A 25,050-nucleotide genomic window follows, 5' to 3' on the forward strand; every position below is an offset into this window, starting at 1 on the left:
AACGTAGCAAGCAGGTTCTCAGGAGGGGGTCAGACTCCAGCCAGCGCACTTCTCTAAATATAATCCCACAAGCGACCGCGAAGCGTGTCGTGAGTACGCGTCGAATTCTGGAATGCGAACCTGGATTCGAAGCAAGTCTGTCACAGCGTCGATCGAAGCGAGCGAGCTGTTTCACGCGAGTCAACGTCAGCCAGCGTAGTGCTTTGGCTCCAATACCACGAGCGACCACGATAGCAGAGACGAGCACACAGGCCGTATTCGTTGATGTCACTAGCCAGTCAGTAAATACGACGTTCATTGACAACAGAGAATGGCTATTTTTGAACTATTAGGCAGCATTTCAGTCAGAGACAGTTACGAATGTTGTCTACGATTGGCTTTTATACCATGAAGGGCTAGGAAATGATAGACGCCCGAACTCGCAGACCTCCTATGGAAACTGAACTCACATCCACCGACGACACGGACGACATTCAGTACGATCAGACGAACGATCGCTACGTCTTCCACCACGATATCGACGGCACTGCGACGATTACGACGACGATCGTCCATGCACTTGCGTCGATTGCGGACACCGACGTCTCACAGGGCGAGTTCTCACTGTACGACAGCGTCGATCCGGACGCACTCGACCGACTATTCAGAAAAAAGGCAGACGGCACCGAGCGCACGGGTGGTCACGTCGCCTTCACCGCCCTCGAGTACGAGGTGTACGTCTACGCCAACGGAGATGTCATCATCTATCCGCCGACGGACTCGAGTCGATCATCGAAGACGAACTGACCGACTGCCCGCGTCCCCAAGCCGAGTAATCGTCTCGTGTGCGTTCCCAGCAGCCACGACGCCACGCGAGCGTCGCTGCTCGTTCTGTAACGCTGTGTTGAGTGTTCCCGTTGTGGAAACGAGGGGTCGGATTTAGGGGCGTTCCGATCCTCAGTACGATCGATGACAGTCGTTGCACTACTGAGTGTGGCACCAGTGACCGAGGGGAGTATGTCCGGCGAGGTCGCAAAAGCCGTCGATGCACTCGAGGCGTACGACGTCGCCTACGAGACGAACCCGATGGGGACGGTGATCGAGGCCGACGAGATCGGGGAGCTGTTCGCGGCTGCGCAGGCGGCCCACGAAGCGGTCGACGGCGACCGCGTGAGCACGGTGTTGAAGATCGACGATAAGCGCACGCAGGAGACAACTGCGTCAGCGAAAGTCGAGGCTGTCGAGGATCATCTCGGTCGGCCAGCGACGAGCCACGAGTAACGCTCGAGAGATCGGATCGAAGAGAAACAAAACGCAGTGCGGTTATGGCCGTTCGGCTTCAATCGGCTCTTTGCTGCTACCGTTGATTCCGGTTGCAAGCGCCTGGAGCTTTCCGACCGGATCAGGTTTTCCGACGATTGTCTGGACGACCAATAGGCCGGCCGTAGCGGCGAGAGCGCCAAGCTGCACCAGCAGGTCGGGGTAGACCATCACGATGATCCCGAGTGCGAAGAAGACGACTCGAGCACCGGTGGAGACGCTTCGACCGAAGGCAAACCGGTAGTTGATCCCGTGGATGATCGTCAGTGCACCGAGCATGGCGAGGGCACCAGCGCTGATCGCAGTCGCGTCGAACGCTCCGGAGACGAGCTCCGGATGGTAAATAAACGCGAATGGGAGCACATAGAGCGGCGCAGAGATTTTCAGTGCCTCCCAGACGGTCTTCCAGAAACTCGCACCGGCGATCCCACAGGCGACCGCAGCGCACGTAGCGATTGGCGGGGTCAGTCCGGCGAGGATTGCAGCGTAGAAGACGAAGTAGTGTGCAGCAAAGTCGGGAAGGAGGAACTGTCCGGTCAGTGCAGGCGCGACCAGCAACGCGACGATCGTGTACGCTGCCGATGTCGGCATTCCCAGCCCGAGGAGGATGCAGATTATCATCGACATCACTGCCGCGAGGAGGAGGACGCCACCGGAGAGGTCCATCAATGCAAGCGAGATTGCCGTCGGAACGCCAGTCGTGAGCAAGATATCGACGACGCCGTTGATTGCTGCAAGGATGATTGCAACCGGTGCGAGCACCACAGCGCCCTCACGGGCCCCGTCGCGAGTATGTACAAGAACTTCGCGACCCTTTGCTGTCAGGCTCTCTCCTTCGTACAGGGCTCTTGCAATCGGGAACGTGATGCCAGTGATGATCATCGCCACCGCCGTCCACAGCGCACCGGTCATCACGGTGTACTGTAGGACACCAAGCACGTAGAGGAGGATCACAAGCGGAATCGCGTACTTGAGGCCCTCATAAATGAACTCACCGGTGGTTTTGGTCCCTTGGAAGTAGTCGTCCATCGTGGGATTCTCGATCTGTGGTGCTGCAATATAGTGAACACCGGCAAAAATCGAGACCATGAGGATTGCTGCCGGGATGAGTCCAGCGAGCATCACGTCGACGTACGTGACAGAACCACCGATCACTGAGACCATGATGAACGCTGCTGCACCCATCACGGGTGGGAGGACCTGACCAGCAGTCGAGGCAACGGACTCGATCCCGCCGGCGGTTTCGGGTTTGACGCCGCTTTCTTTCATCATCGGAATCGTGAACGATCCGGTCATTCCCGCATTTGCGGTCTGACTCCCGTTAACAGAGCCGATGACAGCACTGGCGACGACCGCAGTTTGGGCGACCCCAGACGAGATGTATTTCGCGGAGCGAACCGCCAGCCGCAAGATCATGTCGAACGCGCCGTAGGCCTTGAGCAGGCCAGCATAGAGCAAAAAGGGCGCGATCCATGCTGCCACGAGTCGGTTGAGTGACCCGAAAAAGCCCTCGACCTCGAGGACGAGGAGGCGAAGCATCCGTTCGGACGTGATGCCGCCGTGTCCCAGGATGCCACCGATGTACTGGCCGAACAGACCGTATCCGATTCCGGCAAGCAAGACGACGAGGAACGTCATTCCGAACGATCGCCAGGTCAGATAAACGATTACCAGCGTGAACGCAAGCGCGAGCGCGAGTGCTGAATCGGTCGCGATCCCGCGTGCACCTTCATAGAGGGCACTGTAGTTGGTAAAGAGGTAGACCACCGTCGTGATGACGACGGCTGCAGATATCGTGAGCAACACCGCTGAAAGGCGGTCTTCCTCTTCGATGACGCCGATGAATTCGTTGACAATGTACACGAGTAAGATCGCGCCCAGAAACACGATCCCATACTGTGCACGCGGCATCAGCTGAGAGTACGACCAGCCGAGGACCATCACCCAGAAGAGGACCGATCCGTAGGTGAGGACCGACTCGAGTATCCGTTTGTTCCGGTCTGTGTTGAGAGTCACCATTGCATAGTCACCTACGGCTATTCGATACGCGATACTGGCGATGTGTTTTGTTATCAATCATTATAGTTCGTAGAGGGTGTGCTACGTTTCTGTTCAGATCTCGCCGCGAGTCCAGGAGTCGTCCCAGACGCCGTGTTCCTCGAAGAAATCCGCGACACCGGGGTGAATCTCGAGGTCTTCGATAACGGCTTCGGTCATCGATTCTGGCGTGTGGTCGATCGTCGTCGGATCGGATTCACGGATCGTGTCGTCGTGCTCATATGCGAGGCGTGCGATCTCGTAGGTCGCATCTGCCGACACTTCGGGTCCGAACGCCCACTGTGCACCGAGTGCCCAGCTGGTTACAGTGTCAGTGATTTCGGTGACATCCTGGTTCCAGCCGTAGGGCTCGAACTCCGTTTTGAGTGCGCCAGGCGTGTTATCGATTGCCTCTTCGAACTCGTCGTGGATCGGGATCGCTTGCAAGTCCGCCTGCACGTCGACTTCTTCGGCCCACGAGGTGAGGTCGACGCCGTTTGCACCGTAAACACACAGTGCGTCCACTCGGCCTTCCTCAACCGCACCAGCAACGTCGCCGGTGTCACCATTGTAGATTCGACCCTCGTCGTCGAGCGGTTCCCACATACCGGCCCGATCAATGACCTCCTCGGTCAGCAGTCGGGTACCGAATCCTGGCTGAATCGGGTAGATATCGTAATCTCCGTCCACGATGTCGGCGGTCGATTCGATGCCCGACTCTTCAGTTGCGACCCAGTACATCTCGAGGCTCGTGAACACGAACCCCTGCATCGGGAAGTCGTCGACAGGGTCCTCGTCGAAGGGATCTTCTTCGTTCATCGCCTTCGACAGCGAGTTGTTGTCGACGGCCATCGCGGGGATGTTATCGCTGTCGAACTCGTCGAGGTTTGCGGTCCACCCGCTCGTAACCTGCGGCGAGACGTTCACGTCTTCGCTGTGCTCGTTTGCCGCACGTGCAAGCGCCTGTGCCGCCTGCTGGCTCGAGCTGTTTTCGGAGGTCGCACCGATCGTGACCGTCTCCCCGTCACTGCCGAGACAACCAGCAAGACCGGCGATTCCTGCTGCACCAGTTGCCTTAAGAACATTACGTCGACTCAGCTGCGTCATATCTGGCATATACTCACATGCTTGCACTTGCCTGGTTTAACTATGTTGGATTGACCATGATCTATGATCAATCATCATATGTTTCCGCACAAGAATATGTTTTGAGTGTTTATTATTAGGCTGCATTTTGCTAGCGGTGGTAAAGAAATTATCTGGCAGTGCAACGAGTTCGGAGCTAGACGCGTTCGACGAACTCGACGACGTAGCCGTTCGGATCACGAACAAACGCGACTCGTCGATCGATTGCATCCATCGTCGTCGGCTCCTCGAGGACGTCACAGTCGGTTTCTGAGACGACGCGGTCGAAAACGTCGTCGGTATCTTCGACACCGAGTGCGAGGTGGTCGATACCCGTTGGATCAGCTGTGTCTCCGTCGGGATCGTGCTTGAACTGAATCTCGGAACCGTCAGGGGTGCCGATGTAGACGTTTTCGACGCCGTCGTCGGCCGTAAACCCCCACGTCTCCTCGAGTCCAAGGATATCACAGTAGAAGGTTCTCGTCGCGTCGATATCGTCGACCCAGATTGCAGTATGGATGAACTCCATACGTGTACCATTGCGATTGTGTTCATAACGGTTGATATTCCATGTGGCGTGCGAGCCAGTGACCAACCGGTACAACAGGGTCCTCGAGCGTGGGAGACGGTGTGTTACGTTCGCCAGAGGAGAACGACGAGAAGCAAGAGGGCAACGAACGACGCGCCCGCGAGCATCGTCCACGCCGCCTCGTAGCTGCGAGTATCGACGATGAGACCGAATGCGGGCGGTGCAAGCAGAGCACCGCAGTTGAGCGCGATCTGTCCACCGGCGGTCGCGCTTCCCATCTCTTCGGTGGGAACGAGCGAGCCAATACAGGAGTAGTAGACGCCAGTAAAGCCGAGTACAAAGAAACCGAGCAAAGAAAAGAGGACGAGCGCGACGACTGGACTGTCGACAAACGTCACTGCGACGAAAAGGACTGCTGAGGCACTCGCTTGGAGACAGAGGATACGAAGTGTCGATGCGGTCAGCGGCATCGAAAGATGATCGGCGAGCCAACCGAATCCGATACGGCCAGCGCTGCCAAAGACCTGCGCGGCAGCAAGGGTAACACCAGCGAGAACGACGCTTGCACCGACATTCTCATCGATGTAAAGAATGGTGTACCCGATCGTGGTAAACAGGCCTGCGCCAAGCGCGAATCCAGCAGCTGCCAACAGCATGTACTCCGGATTCGCAAGGTGGCCGCGGATACCGTGACGATTGCTGTCGCCGCTCCGACTCCCAGCATCATAGATCGACCAGAAGACGATACTTATAATCACCGCCCAGCCCGCCGCAAGGAGGAACGCGACTTCCCAGCCGAAGTATGCGGCACCGAACCACGGGACAAGAACGGCACTGATCCCACTTCCGGCAGTCACACCCACCTGCTTGATCCCCATCGAGGTGTTGAGCCGGTCGGCTGGAATCGCATTGAAAACTGCCTTATTAGTACCCGGCATCGCTGTCGCATAGAACGCACCAAGGACGAACACGGCCGCGAGCAAGGTGAGATACGTCGGTGCTGCCGTCACGCCAACGGCACCGACGGCGAGGCCGAGCAATCCGAGGACCAACGCTCGGTCTTCTCCGTGCTCGTCGATAATCGACCCGACCGGGAGCAAAAAGAGCGTATAGCCGAGTGTCAGCGTCGTCATCATCACGCCGACGTAGGTCGCAGAAATGCCAAACTCATCACGGATGAACGGCGTCACCGCATACACTGAATAAAAACAGATACTCGCGGTCACCTGCCACAGAAGGATTAGTGCAGTGTACCCTTTCCACCCTCGAACTTGGAGTCGTGATTCGACGGCGTTGCTCATCGCGTCTCCGTCACCCGATCAGAACTAGTGCTGGTCGTCTGCCGGTCGGTTCCCCGGAAATGACGCGTGCGAAGCGGAACTCTAGCGTCGTATTCGACGGCAAACGGAACATGATTGAGAGCCACAAGTACACGACACACGCACAGTCGTCGAAATAACTGCTGTGATCGAGCATGATTGGCTGTCGAGAGTCAAGCGATGTCTCCTACACAGAGAACACCCCCGTTCGGTATCCCACCTCACCGAAAACAGAACGCTCACTTCCGTCGAGACCAGAGACACCGGCGATGAAACAGACAACACTCGAGGTAACCGGCATGGCGTGTGATGGCTGTGAGGCAACCGTGACCGACGCACTCGAGGCGCTCGAGGGGGTCGCGTCTGCGACGGCAGACCACGAGGCGGGCGAGGTACGCGTCGAACACGATGAGACGACGGTTGACGAGATTACGGTTAGCGGAACGATCGAAGACGCGGGCTACGACGTGGCGACCTGATACGGTTTGCCGTCCCGATGTCCTGCCACGACCGCAGGACTGCTCGCGGTCACGCCGGAAATGAATTACAGCAGACCGCATGCCGGTGCAGTCGGTGAGCAGCGACGACGGCTGCGGACACGAACTGACAAACTGTTTTAGGTCGGAGGGTGAATCCTCCGCTATGGAAAGTCTCAATCGGATGGCGATCGAGCTGGTCGACGAGGCCCTCGAGTACGCCGAGGAGCTGAACATCGGTGGCTACGACCTCGACAACGAGGCGACAGTACTCGACTTCGGACTCGAGTTCGCCGGCGGGATCGAGGCAGGGCTGTTACTGACGGAGATTCAGACAGCAGGGATGGCAACGCCGAGTCACGACCTCGGCGAACTCGGTGGCGCGCCGGTTCCGTTCGTCGAACTCTCGACGGATCAGCCGGCGCTGTCGCTGCTCTGCTCGCAGAAGGCGGGCTGGGAGCTAACGACCGAGGATTTCGAGGGGCTTGGCAGCGGTCCGGCACGTGCGCTCGTGGCCGAGGAATCGGAGTTCCGCCGCGTCGGCTACACGGACGCGTTCGATCTGACGGCGCTGGCTGTCGAAACGGATCAGGACCCAACCGAAGCCGCCGCTGAACAGGTCGCTGACCTCGCCGAAGTCGAGACCAGCGGTGTCTTCCTGCTTGCGTACCCAACCGCGAGTCACGTTGGATCGATCACGAACGCCGCTCGCACGGCCGAACTTGCGACGTTCCGCCTCTCGGAACTGGGCTACGATCCGATGGACATCGTCTCGGCGACGGGACGGGCACCGGTCGCGCCCGTCGCTGGCGACGAGCGGACTGCCATCGCACGCACGAACGACGCGATCGCCTACGGCGGCACGGCACATCTGACGGTCCGTGAGGATGCCGATGTCTTCGACTCGGTGCCGTCGACGGCCGCCGAGGGCCACGGCCGGCCGTTCGGAGAGATCTTTGACGATCTCGAGTGGGACTTCACGGAGGTCCCGTCGGATCTCTTCGCGCCTGCGAAGGTGACAGTCGACGTCATCGGCGGCCCAACGTACGTCTACGGCGAGACGGACGAAGAGCTGCTCGTCGAGTCGTTCGACCTGTAGCCGGGCGTTCGAACCAGTGCCCGACGAAGCATGGAAAAGCGGCAGCGTTACTCGATCAGATGGACACCGGTCACCGTTCCGACACCCTTGCTGCGACCTTCGCGGAAGACGAACTTCTGGCCTTCCTCAACGAGGTAGGGTCGGAACTTGAACCGGACCGTGGTTTCGCCGGTGTCACCCGGCAAGAGGCGACCGTTTTCGGGGGAGAACACGGCGGCCTCGCCGATCGTCTCGAGGTGGACGACCGGTTCGTACCCCTCGCCGATCCGGGTAGGATGGTTGAGTACCATCACTTCGGCCTCGAACTCCCGAACCGGGTTGGGATCGGCGTCGCGAGGCAGGAGGACCATGCCCCGGTCGATGGCGCTCTCTTTGACGCCTTTGAGTGCAATGCCGACGATTCGACCCGCCTGAGCCTTGTCGACACGGTGGTAGTGCATCTCGATCGAGCGGACTTCGACCTCCCGGAAGCGGCCGTCGGGCATCGGGCCGAGTAAGAGTTCGTCGCCGGCTTCGACCTCGCCGGACATCACCGTCCCCGAGGCGACCGCGCCGACGCCAGTTACCGAGTAGCTCCGGTCGACGTACATCCTGAACTCGCCGGTGTCCTGGGACGTCTTTGGCAGGCGGTCGAACAGTTCGTCAAGCGTCTCGAGGCCGTCCATCGTAATCGCGCTGGTTTCGACGATCGGGACGACGCGATCACCGATCTCGTCGATGGCAGCGTCGACGCCGTGACGGGCGACCCGCAGCGGCGATTTGTCGACTTCGCGGAGAACTCCTTCGACCTCGCGTTCGACTTCCTCGACACGCTCGTCGCTGACGGCGTCAGTTTTCGTGATCGCGACGATCGTCGGGAGATCGGTGGCGAGCAAGACGCCGAGGTGTTCGCGCGTGGTTCGGGTCGGACCGTCGTCGGCGGCGACGACGAGCAGGCCGTAATCGAGTTTCTGGCCGACGAGGCCGCGAATGGTCGTCCGCAGCCACGGCTCGTGGCCGACAGTGTCGACAAAGGAGACGAGTCGATCGGCTTCTTCGACGACCGACGCTCGATCCGCCTTACGGTTCGGGTTTCGCACTCGGACCGGGCCCTCGTCATCGAAGCCGTAGACTGCATAGGAGAGGTCAGCCGAGAGGCCGCGTTCGACCTCGTGGGGTTGGACATCGAGGAAGCTACGTGTGGCACCGTCGCCGTCATCCGGCGTGCCAGTGATGAGCGATCCAACGAGTGTACTCTTGCCGTGGTCGACGTGACCCGCAGTGCCGACGACGACGTGTTCGTCGTCCGTCTCGAGGACACCACCTTCCTGGATGATCGCGATGCCGACGAGGCCGTCATCGACGCCCCACGTCTGGACGTCGTTGATATGCGCGTCGGCTTCCTCGGCGAGCAGCGAGAGAACGTCCATCGTCTCGGCGAACGTGTCCGGATCGATCCCGGCAAGGCCACCGTCGTCCGTTACACCAACGACGTAGGTCGCCTCGCCATCGCCGGAGAGCAGTCGGTGGCGCAGTTGTGCGGCCAAACTCTCTCGTCGTCCACCCTCGAGGTGGACGTCTCGTGAGAGTCGCTCTTTGAATTCGACGTTGCCACCGTCCTGTTCGCCACGGTCCAGGGCTCGCTTGAGAAGAGCCCGGTCACGGCTCATGTGGCCCGGTAGTATCCCACATGGCAAAAGCCTTCCCGTGGGTTGTGAACATAAAACATGATAGCATCGTCACAGCGGGCATCGTTCTCTCACGGAGACAGAAACGAGGTGTCCCACAGCCGTCGGATTCGTCGATCGTGACGGCGCAGTTCCAGCCCCGGTTTCAAGAGACTCGAGGCCCTACTACGGCCATGAGCGTCAGCGGTCTCTGCCAGATCTGTGAGTCACGACTCGCCGAAGAGCAGTGTCAAAACTGTGGCACGCTCGCCTGTTCAGTCCACTACAAGGAAGCGCATGGGCTCTGTGTCGACTGTGTCGCACAGGCAGACCCCAGCCGCCAGTCCGACGACGTGGATATCCACCGCCTGTGAGGCCGCTATGACGTCTATTCGTGATCTACTCGACGAATCGCTTGCGATCGGTGACCGGTTTGACCTTCTCCTCGAGGAACGCGACGGCCGACTCGTCGCCGACCATCCACATGACTCGAGTCCGATGGATATCGCGGTCGTCGAGGGACTCGAGCGACTCGAGGACCGACCGCCGGCGGAGCCAGTCGAGGTCGAACTCCTCGGTCGCGTCGTCGACGGCCGAATCGCAGGTCGCGTGGTTGAAGATAGCCCGAACGGCTGAAACAGAACCGAGAAACGACGAACTGAAGAGCGTGTTCAGCCGAGACAGTGACCCAGCGTCACTCCCGATACTGGTTGAGCCGCTTTTTCAGCCGTTTTGCGGCCTGACCGCTGGCGTGGGCGAACTCCTCGCCCTGCTCTTCGCCCGCGAAGATGATCCCGCGCGAGGAGTTGACCAGCCCGACGCCGTCTGCGAGGCCGTACTCGACTGCGGCTTCGGCATCGCCGCCCTGTGCGCCGACGCCGGGCACGAGAAACGGCAGCTCCGGCACCTGCTCGCGCAACTCCTCGAGTTCTTCGGGTTTCGTCGCGCCGACGACGAGGCCGACGTTGTCGTTGTCGTTCCAGAGATCCGCCAGCGCGGCCACGCGCTCGTAGACGGGTTCGCCCGTCTCGAGTTCGAGGTCCTGAATGTCCGCACCGCCGGGGTTCGAGGTCCGACAGAGGATGAAGACGCCAGATTCCTCGTCTGCGAGAAACGGCTGCAGCGAGTCCCGGCCCATATACGGGTTGACCGTGATCGCGTCGACGGTCTCGAGCATCTCGGCGTACTGGCGGGTCGTGTTCCCGATGTCGGCTCGTTTCGCGTCGAGCAAGACGGGGACGTCCTTGCCGTGGGCGTAGGCGATCGTTTCCTCGAGTGCACGCCAGCCGTCAGGGTCTTCATAAAAGGCGGCGTTCGGCTTGTAGACGGCCGCGTGTTCGTGGGTGGCGTCGATGATCCGGCGGTTGAACGCCCACCGCGGGAGGTCGTGCTCCTGGAGGTGGGCAGGAATACGTGACGGGTCGGGATCGAGTCCGACGCTGACGACGCTGTCGACCGTCCGAATACGGTCGTGCAAGCGGTCGAAGAAGTTCATGCGAGCGAGTGGTCCCCCGACGGTCGAAAAGGTTGCTATACTCTCGGCCGGAGTCAGAGAGCACTCGGACGCGTTCGAGAGCTCGGCCGCTCTCGAGACGTCTCGGTATACGTACACAGTAACCACACGTGCCCCGCAGAGACAGATCCGACGGATACGCCACCGAAGCGACCCGTATTCGATGCTCTCGACTCGAGCAGTTGTGCGTCTCGGTAGGTCCACTCCCAAATACTTTAGACAGCAACTACTTCGCGAATATAATCGAAACCTACCGCATGACTATTCGAACCAACAGACGTTCTTCCTCTCCGATCGGCCGAATCCGAGATCGGATCCGCTCGACACTGTTCGCTGCCGATGACACGCCGGCAGACGACACCGCCGACGAGGCGACGGACGATCAGTCGGCCACGAACCCGGACGCACCCGGCAATCTCTTTCACTGCTCGGCGTGTGGAACCGTCTATATCGCCGCCGAAAAGCACGTCTGTTCGAACTGTGACGTCCCCGTCGAGGAAGTCCGATCGACGCTCGCGTGAGCAGGAACCGGCTGAGTTTTCGAAACGGGTTCGGGGCTCGCTTAGCTCTCGAGTATTTCGATCAGATTCGACTCTGGATCGCGCAGAAACAGGATCGACGTTCCGCTTTCGGTGGTCTGGGGCTCACTGATCGTCGAAACGTCTTCGGGTAAGGCGTCATAGAAGGCCTCGAGGTCGTCCACCGAAAGCCCGACGTGGGTCGCCCCGGGCTGGTTGAGACCAGCGGCCGGCGACCCCCGCGCTTGCGGGTCGTACTCGATGAGTTCGATTCGACAGCCGTCCGCGTCGAGATGGGCAAACTCGCCGCGTGCGTCCTCGACGCCGACGCCCGCCGAAAAGGCCTCGCCACCGACGCTGAATCGGGTGATAACCTCGAGTCCGAGGACGTCCCGATAAAACGGCAGGGTCGCCTCGAGGTCGCTCACGGTGATACCGACGTGATGGGCACTGGGCTCAGAATCTGTCATGGCGAGTGGTCGGGCGAGCAGCCACGAAAAACGTTCGGCTCCGCTCGAGCGGAGCCGAATGCGGACCGGTTGCGCCACACACAGTTATCGTCCCGGAGATCAACGATCCGATATGACCCGCGTCGCACTTATTGCCCACGACGAGAAGAAGTCGGATCTCCTCGAGTTTGCACAAACACACGAAACGCAGTTGAGTGCGTACGACCTGATCGCAACTGGGACGACCGGTAAGCGACTGATGGAGGCAACCGACCTCGAGGTCGAGCGCAAGGAGTCGGGGCCACTCGGTGGGGACCTGATGATCGGGTCGGAGGTCGCCGAAAACAAACTCGATGGGATCGTGTTCCTCCGAGATCCGCTCCGCGCCCAGCCCCACGAGCCCGACATCTCCGCGCTGTTGCGGATCTGTGACGTCCACGACACGGCACTGGCGACGAACCTCGCATCCGCGACGTTTCTGATCGAGGGGTTGGCCGACTGAGACGGTCTGCGGTCCCGATCACGGGCGGCGGGGTCGGTGATCGACGGTCAGTGACTCCAGCAGTCCGTATGACCGCTCACGACGTGCGAGTGGTTCCGAACGGAGAAGACAACCTATAACAACAGCAGTGAACCTATGCACGAGTGAACTACTCACTGATGAGTGAAATTGCCCTCGCGGCTGACTTTGCGATTATTATCGTCGTCGCGACGATCGTTGGCCTGATCGCCCGCCAGACGGGCCAGCCCACGATCATCGCCTACATCCTGACGGGGCTGATCCTCGGCCCGGTGATGTTCGACATCGTCACCGAAGACGGGCTCGTCGAGAGCATGGCCGAACTCGGGCTCGGTTTCCTGCTCTTTTTGCTCGGGATGAAGATGCGATTCGACGATATCCGAGAGATTTTACGCCCGATAATCAACATCGCCGTCTGGCAGACGATTCTCCAGACGGCACTCGCACTCGCAGTCGCGTGGGCGCTCGGGTTCGATCCCACGGAAGTCGTCATCATCGCGTTGGCGACCGTCTTCGGTGCGACGCCGATCATCGTCAAAATCCTCACCGACAAAGACGAAATCACCGCGCTACCGGGGAAGATCGACGTCGGCGTCCTCATCGTTCAGGACATCTATCTCGTCATCATCCTCGCCTTGCTCGGTGCCGACGAACTCGGCAGTGCAAACGAGATTGCGACCACACTCGGCGTCATCGCCGTCATGATGACGTTTATCGGTGTCTTCTCGATCGCCTCCTCGCGATATCTCCTGCCGAAACTGTTCCGCCGGATCGCGGACAACAAGGACGTCTTCCTCGTCGTCTCCATCGCATGGGCCTTCCTCTTTATTGCCGTCTCCGAACAGTTCGATCTCTCCCTCGAGGTCGGGGCCTTCCTCGCCGGCATCAGCCTCGCCCAGTTGCCCTACAGCAAGGAACTCGAGGATCGAATTACGCCGATCACGGACTTCTTCATCCTCGTGTTCTTCGCCAGCATCGGGCTGCGACTCGCGGCCGACGACCTGCTTGCCTACTGGCTCGAGGCGATCGTCGCCTCGGTGGTGTTGATGGTCGGCAACTTCTGGATCATGTTCTATCTGATCGACCGGGAGGATTTCAGCGTCGAAACCTCCTTCCTCGGGGCGATCAACATGGTTCAGGTCAGTGAGTTCTCGCTGGTCGTCGGTGCGCTTGCAGTCCAGCAGGGCTACATCGGCACGGACATCCTCGGCTATCTGAGTCTGATGGCGCTCATGACGATGAGCGTCTCGACGTACATCATCAACTACAACCACACGCTCTACGCCAAATCGAAGCCGTGGTTCAGCCGCTTCGAGTCCGAATCGAAAACCGATATCGATCTGAAATCGTACGACGACCACGCCATTGCCATCGGCTACGACGAGGTCACCCAGCAGGTGTTGCCGTTGCTCGAGGAAGAGTACGGGGACGTCGTCATCATCGACCGCCGGACGGACCATATCGAGGAACTCGAGGAAGAAGGGCGGTACGACTACATCTACGGCGATTTCCGTCACGGCGAAATCCGAAAGGCGGCGAACCTCAAGAACGCGTCGTTCGTCCTGAGTTCGACCGTCCAACTGGACGTGAACAAAGCACTCCTCAATGAGGTTAGTGACGACGCGACCGCCTTCGTCGAAGCCGAGCGGATCGACGGTGCGCGTGAGCTCTACGACCGCGGCGCATCATACGTGATTCTGAGTACATACCTGACCGCCGAAAAGCTGAGCGAGTACCTCGAATGGTACGTCTCCGACCCGGCATCGTTCGACGAAGCAGTCGAACGTGACATCGAACGGATCACCGAGCGTGCACGCAGTGATCCGACCGATCGCCAGCATCTGCGGACCGGTCCGGGAGGTGATGGCGATGACTGACCTGATCACTGCACTCGCGGTCGTCTTCGTGACGGCTGGCGTGTTCCTCCTGATCGCCAATCACTTCTCGCTCTCACCGATCCCGTTTTATCTGCTGGCGGGGCTGGTCACCGGCACGGTCGTCGCGGAGCCGGAACTCATCGAACTCGCCCAGTGGGGAATCGCGTTTCTGGTGTTCACGTTCGGCTTCCGGACGGATTTCAGCTCTATTCAATCGGTGCTCAGAGACGCCGAAACGGCAGCCGTCACACAGCTGCTCGTCGTCGGCCCGATCGCGTTCGGCGTCGCCTACCTGGTGTTCGGCTTCGGCCCCGAGAACGCGGTCTACTTCGCGATCGCCGCCACGTTGAGTTCGACTATCGTCGGTGCACGCGAACTCGAGCAGGAGATTCGGAGCAACCTCGTCCATGGCCGACTCGCCTCCTCAGTTCATTTCTTCGACGATCTACTCGCGATCGGCCTGATCGTCGTTCTCTCAGCCGAGCAGTACACGTCGACGATCGTGACCTCGAAAATCGGCTACGCCGTCCTCCTCTTGCTCGTGGCGCTGTTGGTCTACCGGCACGGATTCCCGCTACTCGTCCGACTTGCCGGTGGCTCCGATGAACTCGTGATGATGGGGAGTATCTCGATCCTTATCGCGTTCATTGCAGGGGCCGAACTCGCCGGCGTCTCGATCGTCGTTGGGGCGTTCGCCGCTGGGATTTCGATCCGGGGAGACGATATCTCCGCGCTCGGTGTTCAAAACGGGATCGCCTCCATTCGTGACTTCTTCGTCGCGATCTTCTTCGTCACGCTCGGTGCACTCGTGTCGGTTCCCAGTATCAGCGTGCTCGTCGTCGCGCTCACGCTCGTCTTCCTCGTGTTAGTTGTCAACCCGTTCGTACTCATGCTCTCGTTCGTCTACGAGGGGTACGACGCCAGAACCGCGTTCCTCTCGAGTACGAGCCTCAATCAGGTTAGCGAACTGTCGCTCGTGGTCGCGATTCAGGCGCTGTTGCTTGGGAGCATCTCCGAGACCCTCTTCGATGCCATCATCCTCGCGGCTGCTGCGACGATGATCCTGACGTCCGTCGCCAGACGGTACGAGGAACCGGTTTATCGGTCCCTCATCGAACGACTCGTCGCCGGACGGCAGACTCGGAAGATTGACGAGCGCAGTCACGTCACTGACGGACTCTCCGACCACACCGTGATCGTCGGCTACGGTCGGCAGGGACGTCGTCTCGTCGATACGCTCGAGCGACTCGACCGGGAGTACGTCGTGATCGAGAACGACCCCGTCCTCTGGGATGACATGCAGATCGAATGCCAGAACTACACCTTCGGTGATGCCATATCGTCGTATCCATGGGACAAAGCCCGTGTGACGGAGGCGTCGCTCGTCGTTTCGACAGTCGACCACCGTCCCGTCTCCGAGGCCGTCCTCGAGGTCGAGACCGACGCTGACGTAATCCTCCGGTCCGAGACCTCCGCGGAAGCTCGTGAACTGCTCGATCAGGGGGCGACCTACGTCAGTGTCCCGAACGTGCTCGCATCTGATCAGCTGATAGACACTATTGAGACCGCAATCAGCGACGACTTCGACAAGGAATCGTTCCGAGCAGACCAACTCGAGACGCTGGACACACTCGAGAAACGAGGTTTCGGCAGCCGATTCAGTCGCGACTGAGACAGACGGCTGTCCGTCAGTTTCGGCGCAATCGGAGACCGATTCACGGTGCGCCGGTAAACCAGGACAGCAATCCGTCCGACTGGTCGCTACTGGCCGGACATTTTCAGCCCGTTTGTTGGCGGGTTTCGACGCCATCGAAAAGGGATAGCTTCAACCTACTCGAGCCCCCTGTGACTGCTATGCCACGGGCGGTCGTCTTCGACCTCGATTACACACTCGCCGTGCCCACACAGGACCGAACCACGATTCTGCAGGAGGCAGCCGCCACTGCCGGTGCGCCACCGCTGACACGCGAGGCGTATCTCGAGGCCCATCGGCGCAATCTCACGCGCGAGACCAGAGAACCGATTTTCGCCGACCTGCTCGAGGGCCGGGAGACCGACGCCGAGCCGGCCGCCGTCGCCGACGCCTACCGGCAGACGATCGCCGAGACGCTCGAGCCGTTACCCGGCGTCGAAGCCATGCTCGAGGATCTCAAAGGAGAGTACCGCGTCGGACTGCTCACCAACGGCCCCGTTCGCGCCCAGCGGGACAAGCTCACGACACTCGGCTGGGAACGCGTGTTCGACGCCGCGCTCGTCACCGGCGAACTCGAGGCCGGCAAACCGGACCACCGTGCGTTCGACGCGATCGTCGGCGAACTCGACGTCGCTCCCGACGAGGCCGTCTACATCGGCGACGAAGTCGAGGCCGACATCTACGGCGCGACGAACGCCGGTCTCGAGGCCGTGCAGGTGCTGCTCGAGGACGGCCCCGACCCCGACCCACGGGCCACGGCCCACGTCGAGCAGTCGACTGTCGGCGAGCAGGTTCCGGACGTCGTTGGGGCGCTCGAGACACGATAAGAACGAAACAGGCTATTTTGACGGCGCGTTACTCGCTCGAGTCCGTCTGCAGCGATCGACAAACCGCCTGTACCACGTCCGAACCACGTTTGACCGCCGCGCCGTGTTCGACGAAGACGAGCGTTCGAGGCGGCTCGGTCGCTTTCGGTCGCACGCGAAGTTCCAACTCCTTGGCTGTCTCAGCGGCGACGTCCTGTCCGGCCTCGAACTCGAGGCGGGCCCGGTCGTCGTGGACGAACACCTGTGCGATCCGCTCGTCGGCGACGGTGACGTCGTATGCCCGCTCACCGTCGACCGTCGGCTCGACGTCGCGGTCGGCGTTCATGACCTGAACCGACTCGAGGACCCCGTCCTCGCGGCCGTCGAGTTCAGACGCAAGTAGTTCGGCGATCCGGCGGCCATCGGTGATCCGTTCCTCGACCATACGCGTAGTCGGTCGGCCGGCAACTAACGCCCTTCGGCTTGCCCGTCATCACAGAGCGTCGAGCGAGCGACGGGGAGCAGATCGGAGACGTCGATACCTTCCCGGCGAGCGTAGACGACGGCGGCGACTTCGATCGTCAAGCCGAGTTCCTGCTGGAGTGTGTTGATCGCGCCGACGGCCTCGTGTTTCTCAACGCCTTCGGCGACGAGGCTCTCGAGGACGCGCTCGAACGCGGAGCGTTCCTGCAGGAGGTCTTCGTCGGGAACGAACTCCTCGGGGACCGTCACGTCGGCCGTCTCGAACGTCGTCTCGAGGGCCCCATCGACTCGCTCGAGGAGTCCCTCCTGTGTCGCGATATCGATCAGACGTTTTGACTGGTCGGGAGAAAACCAGTCCCGGTCGAGTGAGAGCGCGACGACGAACTCGTTTTCCTGCAGTCGCTGGGTGCCGTTCTGAATAAACGGCGCAGCAACGGCGACGCGAAGGCTCATCGAGTATGCATCTTCCGAACGACGAAATAACGGTGGCGGTTCCGGTCGGCGTCAGCTCGACGCTGGACCTGCGTGTGAGTCAGTCCGAAGCGCGTCCGCCACCGGTGTTGCGGTCGGCACGGGACGGCGGCGGGAACTGGGCCTGTGCTGCCGACGGCTCTGGTATTTCGGGGAGCACACACCGGTTTAGCTCCTGATTGACGTGCTGGTAGCGGTCGGGCGTGTTCGCGAGCGGGTGGGCAGGATTTTGGTCGCTATCGATACGCGCGGCCCGAACCTCGCCGAAGCCGTGGAGTCGAGCCAGAATACCCCGCCAATGATAGCGTGTCGCGGCAGGGATGGAGACGGGCCGTGGTGGTTTCCCGTCGGGATGGTTCGTCGCGAGGATCGTGCTGTTGACGTTGCTGGCGAGGTCGTCGTGGTCGATGAGGACGCCGATGCGGGCGTCTCGAGGGGCACGAGCTGCCAGTACGTCGAGGCCGAGATGGAGTGCTCGATACTCGGCGACGTTGTTGTCGGGCGGCATATCCGTGGTTGCGACGCGGGCAACACGGGTGCCGTCGCGCGTTTCGATGACAGCGCCCAATCCACCGCCCGATTCCCGGAACGACCCATCAGTAGCGACGTAGAAGTCACGATGGTGGGTCCGCGGGGGGTGGGCGATGTGGGGTGTGGGCGACTCGTCGAACAGGTCACGCAGTGCGGACCGGCCGTGAGCGGCCATATCTGTAGTATGTGATGAGACGGATTTAAGTTTGTGGGTGAATCACGTGGTACGAGAGAGGATTCCAGCAGTTTTTTCCATGTGGAAAAGGGAACTATATATTTCCACCGGCGCTACCAATATTTATAAACGTCTGGTTATATTCCTATGATATATGAAGGGTGCTACCAATCAGAGTGTCGATCGGCGAACGTTACTGAAGCTCACGGGAGTCGCTGGGGCGACGACCGGCCTCGGTGCCCTTGCTGGCTGTTTGGGCGATCCCAACGGGGAAGGGGACCTGGATATAGACTCGCTCACGATTACGCAGGGAGAGTTCCCCGACGTCGAAGATCCGAACGACCACATCACGGGACCATACTTTAACGTATACGATCACGTCTACGAGCCGCTGTTCGACGTTACGCCGGGTGAAGAGCCCGAAGGCCGCATCGTCGAAGACTGGGAACACGGTGACGACGGCACGGTCGAACTCACGATTCGTGACGACGTCGTCTTCCATCAGGGACAAGAGCTGACCGCGGAAGATATCGCGTTTACTCTTGAGCGACAGATCGATCCCGACGTTCCGCCGGCCTCGGACCAGGTCGCCGGGCTCGGCTCGATCGAGGGTGCGGAGGCGCTTGACGACACGACCCTCGAACTGTCCTACAGCGGGGCGGCCCAACTCGCGGAGTTCGAGTTCGGCAACTACCTGCGAGCCGTCAGTCAGGAGTGGTACGAGAACGACGCACCGACGACCGACGACGGCGTCATTTCCGGTGACGACGCCGAGGCATTCAACGGCACCGGTCCGTACCAGGTTACCGAGTACAACCCGGGCCAGAACCGAATCGTCATGGAGCCGTTCGACGAGTACTGGGGCGACGAGCCAAACGTCGGCGAACTGGTCTTCGAGGGCGAGACCTCCGACTCCGGTCGCGTGAGCTCGCTGCTGGCCGACGAGACCAACTTCGTCGACAACGTCCAGCCCGGCGAAGTCGGAAACGTCGAAGACGACGACGACGCACGAATCGAGGAGGTGACCTCGTTCCGCAACATCTTCCTGCCGATGAAAAACGAGGTCGAGCCGTTCGACAGCGAAGAGTTCCGGCAGGCGATGAACTACGCCGTCGACAACGAGGAGATCATCACCGACATCCTGAACGGCTTCGGTGCCCCGATGTCCCAGCCGACGCCGCCGGAAGTCAACGGATACAATCCGGACCTCGATCCCTACGAACACGACTTAGAGCAGGCCGAGGAACTCGTCGAAGAGGCAGGACACACGGAGGATGACCCAGCCGACATCACGCTCACCGTCCCCGAGGGCCGGTACTTAAACGACGCCGAGGTCGGCGAACGCGCGGCCGACCAGATCGACCAGCTTCCGAACGTCGATTGTGACTTCGAGACCGTCCCGTTCGACGTGGTTTCGGATGCGAACTCTGCCGGCGTCGACCACGAGGAGATTCCGTTCTTCCTGATCGGCTGGGGAGTCATCACGGGCGACGCAGACTACGGCATGTTCGGGTTCTTCCACGACGACGGCGGCGTCCAGAGCTTCCGCGACGAGGAACTGCAGACGGCCCTCGAGGAGTCACAAGTCGAGGACGACCCCGAGGAACGAGAGGCCCTTCTCCAGGACATCAACGAGATGGCCCGCGAAAAGGCGCCGTGGGTCTTCCTCCACCAGCAACAGAGCATCTACGGGCTTGACGCCGACATCGAGTGGGACGCCCGCGAAGACGAGAGCGTCTTCGTCTGGGAGATGAGCTAACCGCCGGGCTGGCCCCGGCTCCGCAACGATTGAGAACGAAAACGCCTTATTCAAAACAGCTAACCGCAGGACGTGAACTGAATGGCCTTTGGAAAATTTCTGATACGACGGCTCCTGCAGGGGGTGTTCGTCATCTGGGGTGTCGTGACGATCACGTTCGCCCTACGAGCGCTTTCGCCGGGCGATCCCGTGAACTTGATTGCGGGTCAGGTCCCCGATCAGTCGACGCGGGACCAGATCCGACAGGATCTTGGCCTCGATCAGCCGATGTACGTACAGTATTTTGACTACCTTGGCAATCTGCTAACTGGGAACTTGGGGTACTCATACAATCAGCGTCGCGCGGTCAACGATATTATCGCACAACACTTCGCGGCGACAGTCGAACTCGCCGTGGCGGCGACGGTCGTCGCGATCGTCATCGCGATTCCCCTCGGCGTCGTCAGCGCAACGCGGCGCGACCAGCCCGCCGACTACGCCGCGACGCTTGGCTCCCTCGTCGGGATCAGTACGCCGAACTTCTGGCTTGGGATCATGCTGATCCTGATCGTCGCCATGCAGGTCGGCGTGTTTCCTACGTCCGGCCGGGGCATCGCATTCCACGAGGCGATGTACAACCTGTTCCGGTACGGCTACGTCGCCGATCTGCTCTCGTGGCTCAGCTATATCACTCTCCCGGCAATTACGCTGGGAACGTACTTCACGGCGCTGATCACGCGGCTGACCAGAAGCGGCATGATCGACGAACTCGGGAAGCCGTACGTGACCGCGACGGAAGCCAAGGGGCTTCCACGGACGCTGGTTCGGTACAAACACGTCCTCCGGAACACACTGATCCCGATCATCACGGTCCTCGGGCTCCAGCTCGGGACGCTGATGGGCGGCGCGGTGATTACGGAGGAGGTATTCAACTGGCCCGGACTGGGACAGATGTTCATCACGTCGCTTCGAAACGGTGACTGGCCGGTCGTCCAAGGGATCGTGCTGTTCATCGCGGTCGCGTTCGTGCTGATCAACATCCTGGTTGACGCGCTCTACGCGCGGCTGAACCCGCAGGTGACCGACAGATGATTTCGAATCGAATCAAATCAAATCTGACGAAGGAACTGCGCCGGAGCTTGTTGGCGAAACTCGGTATCGTTATTTTCGTTTCGATCCTCCTCATGGGGCTGTTCGCTCCGGTGTTGGCGACGCACAATCCCCACGAGCAGGGCCACAGCGACGAGGCCGGCGCATCGTATCCGCCGCTCGGTCTGACCGACGAAATCACGATCGCCCAGGACGGCGAACGAGTGAGCCACACCGTTGAAGGGACCAGCGAACACGTTCTCGGAACGAACAATGTCGGACAGGACATCTACTCACGGTTCCTCTACGGCGCCCGGACCTCGCTGCTCGTCGGACTTTCCGGAACGCTGCTCGCGACCGCGATCGGCGTCCCCGTCGGACTGGTGGCGGGCTACTTTGGCGGCCGGGTTGACGACGGGCTCATGCGGATGGCGGACGTCATGCTGGCGTTCCCGTCGCTCGTCCTCGCGCTAGCGCTGATGGGCGCGTTCGGCAGGGGAACGATCGGTATCCCCGATCCGATCGTCGTGGCTGGCTTCGCGGACGGAATGCCCGAGACGATCACGTTTCCCGGAATGGTCACGGTGGTGGTCGCGCTCGTCACATGGGTCTGGTTCGCACGCGTTGCCCGCGGAGAAGCGATGGCAATACGCAACGAGGAGTACGTCAAGGCAGCGCGCTCGCTCGGCGCGAACCACGCCACGATCATGCGCAAGCACGTCCTGCCCAACAGCCTGACGCCGATCATCGTGCTCGCGACGATCCAGGTCGCGGCGATCATCCTCCTCGAGAGTTCGCTTTCCTATCTGGGCTTCTCGGGGACGACCCTGTCGTGGGGCTACGAGATCCAGCGGGGACACGACGTGATGCGCAACCAGTGGTGGGTCGCCACCATCCCGGGGATCGGAATCGTCCTCTCCGTGATCGGTGTCAACCTGCTCGGCGATTGGCTACGGGACGCCCTCGACCCGAACATCGAGGGCGAAGGTGCCGGAGGTGCCGGCTAGTATGACCGACGAAATTCTTCGAGTCGATGGACTGAAGACCAGGTTCTTCACCGACGAGGGTCAGGTGAACGCAGTAGACGGGATCGACCTCTCGATCGACCGCGGCGACACGTACGGCATCGTCGGCGAGAGCGGCAGCGGCAAGAGCGTCACGGCCCGTTCGATTATCGACCTGATCGAACCGCCAGGCGAGATTACCAACGGCGAGATCTGGTACCGCGATCCCGACCTCGCCGACGCGATCGCCGACGACTACCCGGACGCGATCGACGGCGATCGGATCGACCTGCTTCGAATCCCTCCGTCGGTTCGCCGCTCGCTGCGCGGGTCGAACTTCAGCATGATCTTTCAGGATCCCCAAAGCAGCTTCAACCCGACCATCACCGTCGGCGAGCAGATCGCCGAGGCGGTGGAGGTCCAGCGGCGCGCGAGCGCCAACCCTCGGTCAACCCGCGCACGATCGGAGGAGTACACGCTGACCTCGATGATCCTCGGATCGATGTTCTCCTCGAGACGGTACGTCTCGTCGGAGAGCCACGAGCAGGCGATCGAACTGCTCGAGCTGGTCGGCATCCCCGACCCAGTCGAGCGAGCCGACGAGTACCCCCACGAGTACTCCGGCGGGATGCTTCAGCGGGCGATGATTGCCCAGGCGCTGGCCGGCGAGCCCGACGTGCTGATCGCCGACGAGCCGACGACGGCACTGGACGTGACCATTCAGGCCCAGATTCTGGATCTGCTCGACGACCTTCAGGAGGAACTGGGAATGACGATTCTCCTGATTACACACAACCTCGGCGTCGTCGCTCGCATGTGTGACCGCGTGGGCGTGATGTACGCCGGCGAAATCGTCGAACGCGGCACGCTCGAGGATGTCTTCGACGACCACGTCCACCCCTACACGGCAGGACTACTCGGTTCGGTTCCCGACCTCGAGGGAGCGGCCGGCCGTCTCCAGCCGATTCCTGGGAACGTTCCGAGTCTCCTCGATCACGAGATGGAGAACAGATGTCATTTCGCCGACCGATGTCCGAAAGCCATGGAGGATTGCCTGGACCATCCGGCCGAGTATCCGGCGAGCGGCAGCGACGACCATACGGTGCGGTGTGTGCTCGCCGAAACGGGGTATGACGACAAGAGAGCGCTGCCTGGCGACTACTTCGACGGGACGGGCCGTCCAGCCGGGGACAAACACGTCGGCCCCGATGACCGCGATGGAGACCATGGCGAAGAACGGCAACATCCGCCGGCCGAAACCACCGGAGGTGAACACCAGTGAGTACCGACGAGCCGCTCGTCCGCGTCGAGAACCTCGAAAAGTACTTCTGGGAGAACGACTCGCTTCTCGATCAACTACTGGGCGACGATCCGGTGCCCGTCCGAGCCGTCGACGGCGTGAGCCTTGACATCTATCGTGGGGAGACGCTAGGGCTGGTCGGGGAGTCCGGCTGCGGGAAATCGACTGCCGGTGAGACGCTGCTCCGACTGCAGGAGCCGACGGACGGCTGCGTCGAGTTTGAAGGTGCGAACATCTACGAGATGGACGACACTGCGCTCGGAGAGTTCCGCCGCGACGCACAGGTCGTCTTTCAGGATCCGTTCTCGAGTCTCGACCCCCGGATGACGATCGGGGAAATCGTCAGACAGCCACTCGACATCCACGACGTCGGGACGAACGCCGAGCGACGCGAGCGCGTCGCTAAACTCCTCGAGCGCGTTGGGCTCTCGGCGGATCAACTCAATCGCTACCCTCACGAGTTCTCCGGTGGCCAGCGCCAGCGGATCGGGATCGCTCGCGCACTCGCACTGGAACCCGAGTTTCTGGTGCTGGACGAACCCACCTCGGCGCTCGACGTCTCGGTGCAAGCGCAGGTCCTGAACCTACTCGACGACCTGCAAGACGAGTTCGACCTTACCTACTTGTTGATCAGTCACGATCTCTCAGTGGTGCGTCACGTCTGCGATCGCGTGGCCGTGATGTATCTCGGCGAGATCGTCGAGGTCGGCCCAGTAGAGGAACTGTTTGCCGGCCCCGACCACCCCTACACACAGGCCTTGCTCGAGAGCGTGCCTCGTGTCTCGACCGACGAACGCAAGCGCGATCGGGAGACGCTTACCGGTGACGTCCCCTCTCCGCGGGACCCACCCAGTGGCTGTCGGTTCCGGACCCGCTGTCCGATGGTGATCCCACCCGAGGGGATGGACATCGAGCAAGCGACCTACCGTGAGCTGATGCACCTGCGTGAACGGATCGAACGCCGCGATCTCTCCCTCGCCTCCGTCGGTGACGACGGCCAGTTTGAGCCTACAGCTGGTGGCGTCCCGGAGGCAGACGTCCCTGCCTTCGTTACAGCGCTCAAAACGCGGTTGCTCGAGACCGAGTTGCCCCCACGCCACGATGCGATCGTCGAAGACGCACTTGCCGAGCTGGCCGACGAAAACTGGACGGGTGCTGCCGAGCGGTTACGGGCGAGCTACGAGAGCGTCTGCGAGCGAAACCATCCCACACTCGGTGACAGGCCTCATCCAGTCGCCTGTCACCTCCACGAGACGGGAACACGAGCCGGCGAGTCGGATGACTGAACTCGGTCGTTCGTACGCCGTTCCCAGTCGTGTCAGTTGTCTATCCGGCGGTGAGCCGAGATACTCG

Annotated in this window: 26 protein-coding genes; 16 read left to right on the plus strand and 10 right to left on the minus strand. The window is 61.0% G+C overall.

The annotated features are described in order from the left end of the window. Positions 1-432 precede the first annotated feature (432 nt). Positions 433-786 carry a HalOD1 output domain-containing protein gene (locus DV706_RS16765; RefSeq protein ID WP_006067751.1) on the plus strand — a complete coding sequence of 118 codons (354 nt, stop codon included), beginning with the start codon at positions 433-435 and terminating at the stop codon, positions 784-786. Between the two features lie 162 nt (positions 787-948). Further along, positions 949-1,260 (plus strand): MTH1187 family thiamine-binding protein, encoded by a 312-nt coding sequence (locus DV706_RS16770; RefSeq protein WP_006067750.1) that lies wholly within the window; start codon positions 949-951, stop codon positions 1,258-1,260. Between the two features lie 42 nt (positions 1,261-1,302). On the opposite strand, the gene DV706_RS16775 is transcribed toward DV706_RS16770, so the two are convergent. The 4 genes from DV706_RS16775 to DV706_RS16790 all read right to left on the minus strand — a co-directional run bounded on the left by DV706_RS16775 (position 1,303) and on the right by DV706_RS16790 (position 6,291). Next, positions 1,303-3,318, minus strand: a complete 2,016-nt coding sequence (locus DV706_RS16775) for a TRAP transporter permease (RefSeq protein WP_136350753.1) — start codon at positions 3,316-3,318, stop codon at positions 1,303-1,305. 93 nt (positions 3,319-3,411) lie between these two features. Continuing rightward, on the minus strand, positions 3,412-4,452 hold the full coding sequence (locus tag DV706_RS16780) for a TAXI family TRAP transporter solute-binding subunit (protein ID WP_136350752.1): 1,041 nt from the start codon (positions 4,450-4,452) through the stop codon (positions 3,412-3,414). Between the two features lie 166 nt (positions 4,453-4,618). Further along, entirely contained in the window at positions 4,619-4,990 is a 372-nt protein-coding gene (locus DV706_RS16785; protein WP_006067747.1) for a VOC family protein, read from the minus strand. A 104-nt stretch (positions 4,991-5,094) separates the two neighbouring features. Next, entirely contained in the window at positions 5,095-6,291 is a 1,197-nt protein-coding gene (locus DV706_RS16790) for an MFS transporter (protein WP_006067746.1), read from the minus strand. Positions 6,292-6,578: 287 nt separating this feature from the next. On the opposite strand from DV706_RS16790, the gene DV706_RS16795 reads away from it, so the two are divergent. Next, positions 6,579-6,788 (plus strand): heavy-metal-associated domain-containing protein, encoded by a 210-nt coding sequence (locus DV706_RS16795; protein WP_049889992.1) that lies wholly within the window; start codon positions 6,579-6,581, stop codon positions 6,786-6,788. Between the two features lie 163 nt (positions 6,789-6,951). Beyond that, positions 6,952-7,884, plus strand: coding sequence for a methenyltetrahydromethanopterin cyclohydrolase (gene mch / locus DV706_RS16800; RefSeq protein ID WP_006067744.1), 933 nt, complete (start codon positions 6,952-6,954; stop codon positions 7,882-7,884). Between the two features lie 47 nt (positions 7,885-7,931). Here the strand turns inward: mch and DV706_RS16805 are convergent, their stop codons facing one another. Further along, a complete protein-coding gene (locus tag DV706_RS16805; protein ID WP_006067743.1) occupies positions 7,932-9,533 on the minus strand; it encodes a GTPBP1 family GTP-binding protein in 1,602 nt (533 codons plus the stop codon). A 191-nt stretch (positions 9,534-9,724) separates the two neighbouring features. Here DV706_RS16805 and DV706_RS16810 point away from each other — a divergent pair, with 191 nt between their 5' ends. Together DV706_RS16810 and DV706_RS16815 are read left to right on the plus strand one after the other, a co-directional pair. Then, complete coding sequence (locus DV706_RS16810; protein WP_006067742.1) at positions 9,725-9,904, plus strand: hypothetical protein; 180 nt, start codon at positions 9,725-9,727, stop codon at positions 9,902-9,904. A 7-nt stretch (positions 9,905-9,911) separates the two neighbouring features. Next, on the plus strand, positions 9,912-10,166 hold the full coding sequence (locus DV706_RS16815; RefSeq protein ID WP_006067741.1) for a hypothetical protein: 255 nt from the start codon (positions 9,912-9,914) through the stop codon (positions 10,164-10,166). Positions 10,167-10,224: 58 nt separating this feature from the next. Here DV706_RS16815 and pyrF read toward each other — a convergent pair whose 3' ends face one another. Then, positions 10,225-11,025, minus strand: a complete 801-nt coding sequence (pyrF, locus tag DV706_RS16820; RefSeq protein ID WP_006067740.1) for an orotidine-5'-phosphate decarboxylase — start codon at positions 11,023-11,025, stop codon at positions 10,225-10,227. Between the two features lie 275 nt (positions 11,026-11,300). Here pyrF and DV706_RS16825 point away from each other — a divergent pair, with 275 nt between their 5' ends. Further along, a complete protein-coding gene (locus DV706_RS16825) occupies positions 11,301-11,564 on the plus strand; it encodes a hypothetical protein (protein ID WP_006067739.1) in 264 nt (87 codons plus the stop codon). A gap of 41 nt (positions 11,565-11,605) precedes the next feature. Here the strand turns inward: DV706_RS16825 and DV706_RS16830 are convergent, their stop codons facing one another. Then, complete coding sequence (locus DV706_RS16830; RefSeq protein ID WP_049889991.1) at positions 11,606-12,031, minus strand: VOC family protein; 426 nt, start codon at positions 12,029-12,031, stop codon at positions 11,606-11,608. 112 nt (positions 12,032-12,143) lie between these two features. Here DV706_RS16830 and DV706_RS16835 point away from each other — a divergent pair, with 112 nt between their 5' ends. From DV706_RS16835 to DV706_RS16850, 4 genes are all read left to right on the plus strand, one after another. Continuing rightward, a complete protein-coding gene (locus DV706_RS16835) occupies positions 12,144-12,512 on the plus strand; it encodes a methylglyoxal synthase (protein WP_006067737.1) in 369 nt (122 codons plus the stop codon). A 158-nt stretch (positions 12,513-12,670) separates the two neighbouring features. Further along, complete coding sequence (locus tag DV706_RS16840) at positions 12,671-14,407, plus strand: cation:proton antiporter (RefSeq protein ID WP_006067736.1); 1,737 nt, start codon at positions 12,671-12,673, stop codon at positions 14,405-14,407. Beyond that, positions 14,394-16,079: a cation:proton antiporter gene (locus tag DV706_RS16845; protein ID WP_006067735.1), complete on the plus strand. Its 1,686-nt coding sequence runs from the start codon at positions 14,394-14,396 to the stop codon at positions 16,077-16,079. Before DV706_RS16840 ends, DV706_RS16845 begins: the two co-directional genes overlap by 14 nt. Before the next feature lie 182 nt (positions 16,080-16,261). Next, entirely contained in the window at positions 16,262-16,927 is a 666-nt protein-coding gene (locus DV706_RS16850) for an HAD family hydrolase (protein WP_006067734.1), read from the plus strand. A gap of 28 nt (positions 16,928-16,955) precedes the next feature. Here DV706_RS16850 and DV706_RS16855 read toward each other — a convergent pair whose 3' ends face one another. From DV706_RS16855 to DV706_RS16865, 3 genes are all read right to left on the minus strand, one after another. Continuing rightward, entirely contained in the window at positions 16,956-17,351 is a 396-nt protein-coding gene (locus tag DV706_RS16855) for a hypothetical protein (RefSeq protein WP_006067733.1), read from the minus strand. A gap of 23 nt (positions 17,352-17,374) precedes the next feature. Next, on the minus strand, positions 17,375-17,842 hold the full coding sequence (locus DV706_RS16860; protein WP_006067732.1) for a DUF2240 family protein: 468 nt from the start codon (positions 17,840-17,842) through the stop codon (positions 17,375-17,377). Positions 17,843-17,921: 79 nt separating this feature from the next. Further along, entirely contained in the window at positions 17,922-18,566 is a 645-nt protein-coding gene (locus DV706_RS16865) for a ribonuclease H family protein (RefSeq protein ID WP_006067731.1), read from the minus strand. A 154-nt stretch (positions 18,567-18,720) separates the two neighbouring features. On the opposite strand from DV706_RS16865, the gene DV706_RS16870 reads away from it, so the two are divergent. The 5 genes from DV706_RS16870 to DV706_RS16890 all read left to right on the plus strand — a co-directional run bounded on the left by DV706_RS16870 (position 18,721) and on the right by DV706_RS16890 (position 24,983). Further along, positions 18,721-20,325 carry an ABC transporter substrate-binding protein gene (locus DV706_RS16870; RefSeq protein ID WP_006067730.1) on the plus strand — a complete coding sequence of 535 codons (1,605 nt, stop codon included), beginning with the start codon at positions 18,721-18,723 and terminating at the stop codon, positions 20,323-20,325. A gap of 81 nt (positions 20,326-20,406) precedes the next feature. Beyond that, entirely contained in the window at positions 20,407-21,396 is a 990-nt protein-coding gene (locus DV706_RS16875) for an ABC transporter permease (protein ID WP_006067729.1), read from the plus strand. Continuing rightward, the gene (locus tag DV706_RS16880) at positions 21,393-22,400 is read left to right on the plus strand and encodes an ABC transporter permease (RefSeq protein ID WP_006067728.1); all 1,008 of its coding nucleotides are present in this window, start codon (positions 21,393-21,395) and stop codon (positions 22,398-22,400) included. The genes DV706_RS16875 and DV706_RS16880 overlap by 4 nt, the downstream gene beginning before the upstream one ends. 1 nt (position 22,401) lies before the next feature. After that, a complete protein-coding gene (locus DV706_RS16885) occupies positions 22,402-23,679 on the plus strand; it encodes an ABC transporter ATP-binding protein (RefSeq protein ID WP_006067727.1) in 1,278 nt (425 codons plus the stop codon). Continuing rightward, a complete protein-coding gene (locus DV706_RS16890) occupies positions 23,676-24,983 on the plus strand; it encodes an ABC transporter ATP-binding protein (protein ID WP_006067726.1) in 1,308 nt (435 codons plus the stop codon). The genes DV706_RS16885 and DV706_RS16890 overlap by 4 nt, the downstream gene beginning before the upstream one ends. Positions 24,984-25,050: the final 67 nt, after the last annotated feature.

Origin of the sequence: Natronorubrum bangense (genome assembly GCF_004799645.1) — an archaeon.
In the GTDB taxonomy this organism is placed as follows: Archaea; Halobacteriota; Halobacteria; order Halobacteriales; family Natrialbaceae; genus Natronorubrum; species Natronorubrum bangense.

Bases quoted from the DNA above. Each gene is read 5' to 3' on its own strand.
- DV706_RS16875 (WP_006067729.1), top strand. From the start codon at position 20,407: ATGGCCTTTGGAAAATTTCTGATACGACGGCTCCTGCAGGGGGTGTTC.
- DV706_RS16880 (WP_006067728.1), top strand. From the start codon at position 21,393: ATGATTTCGAATCGAATCAAATCAAATCTGACGAAGGAACTGCGCCGG.
- DV706_RS16870 (WP_006067730.1), top strand. From the start codon at position 18,721: ATGAAGGGTGCTACCAATCAGAGTGTCGATCGGCGAACGTTACTGAAG.
- DV706_RS16845 (WP_006067735.1), top strand. From the start codon at position 14,394: ATGGCGATGACTGACCTGATCACTGCACTCGCGGTCGTCTTCGTGACG.
- DV706_RS16865 (WP_006067731.1), bottom strand. From the start codon at position 18,566: ATGGCCGCTCACGGCCGGTCCGCACTGCGTGACCTGTTCGACGAGTCG.
- DV706_RS16790 (WP_006067746.1), bottom strand. From the start codon at position 6,291: ATGAGCAACGCCGTCGAATCACGACTCCAAGTTCGAGGGTGGAAAGGG.
- DV706_RS16885 (WP_006067727.1), top strand. From the start codon at position 22,402: ATGACCGACGAAATTCTTCGAGTCGATGGACTGAAGACCAGGTTCTTC.
- DV706_RS16775 (WP_136350753.1), bottom strand. From the start codon at position 3,318: ATGGTGACTCTCAACACAGACCGGAACAAACGGATACTCGAGTCGGTC.
- DV706_RS16850 (WP_006067734.1), top strand. From the start codon at position 16,262: ATGCCACGGGCGGTCGTCTTCGACCTCGATTACACACTCGCCGTGCCC.
- DV706_RS16830 (WP_049889991.1), bottom strand. From the start codon at position 12,031: ATGACAGATTCTGAGCCCAGTGCCCATCACGTCGGTATCACCGTGAGC.
- DV706_RS16795 (WP_049889992.1), top strand. From the start codon at position 6,579: ATGAAACAGACAACACTCGAGGTAACCGGCATGGCGTGTGATGGCTGT.
- pyrF (WP_006067740.1), bottom strand. From the start codon at position 11,025: ATGAACTTCTTCGACCGCTTGCACGACCGTATTCGGACGGTCGACAGC.
- DV706_RS16835 (WP_006067737.1), top strand. From the start codon at position 12,144: ATGACCCGCGTCGCACTTATTGCCCACGACGAGAAGAAGTCGGATCTC.
- DV706_RS16780 (WP_136350752.1), bottom strand. From the start codon at position 4,452: ATGCCAGATATGACGCAGCTGAGTCGACGTAATGTTCTTAAGGCAACT.
- DV706_RS16805 (WP_006067743.1), bottom strand. From the start codon at position 9,533: ATGAGCCGTGACCGGGCTCTTCTCAAGCGAGCCCTGGACCGTGGCGAA.
- DV706_RS16840 (WP_006067736.1), top strand. From the start codon at position 12,671: ATGAGTGAAATTGCCCTCGCGGCTGACTTTGCGATTATTATCGTCGTC.
- DV706_RS16825 (WP_006067739.1), top strand. From the start codon at position 11,301: ATGACTATTCGAACCAACAGACGTTCTTCCTCTCCGATCGGCCGAATC.
- DV706_RS16815 (WP_006067741.1), top strand. From the start codon at position 9,912: ATGACGTCTATTCGTGATCTACTCGACGAATCGCTTGCGATCGGTGAC.
- DV706_RS16770 (WP_006067750.1), top strand. From the start codon at position 949: ATGACAGTCGTTGCACTACTGAGTGTGGCACCAGTGACCGAGGGGAGT.
- DV706_RS16855 (WP_006067733.1), bottom strand. From the start codon at position 17,351: ATGGTCGAGGAACGGATCACCGATGGCCGCCGGATCGCCGAACTACTT.
- DV706_RS16860 (WP_006067732.1), bottom strand. From the start codon at position 17,842: ATGAGCCTTCGCGTCGCCGTTGCTGCGCCGTTTATTCAGAACGGCACC.
- DV706_RS16810 (WP_006067742.1), top strand. From the start codon at position 9,725: ATGAGCGTCAGCGGTCTCTGCCAGATCTGTGAGTCACGACTCGCCGAA.
- DV706_RS16765 (WP_006067751.1), top strand. From the start codon at position 433: ATGGAAACTGAACTCACATCCACCGACGACACGGACGACATTCAGTAC.
- mch (WP_006067744.1), top strand. From the start codon at position 6,952: ATGGAAAGTCTCAATCGGATGGCGATCGAGCTGGTCGACGAGGCCCTC.
- DV706_RS16785 (WP_006067747.1), bottom strand. From the start codon at position 4,990: ATGGAGTTCATCCATACTGCAATCTGGGTCGACGATATCGACGCGACG.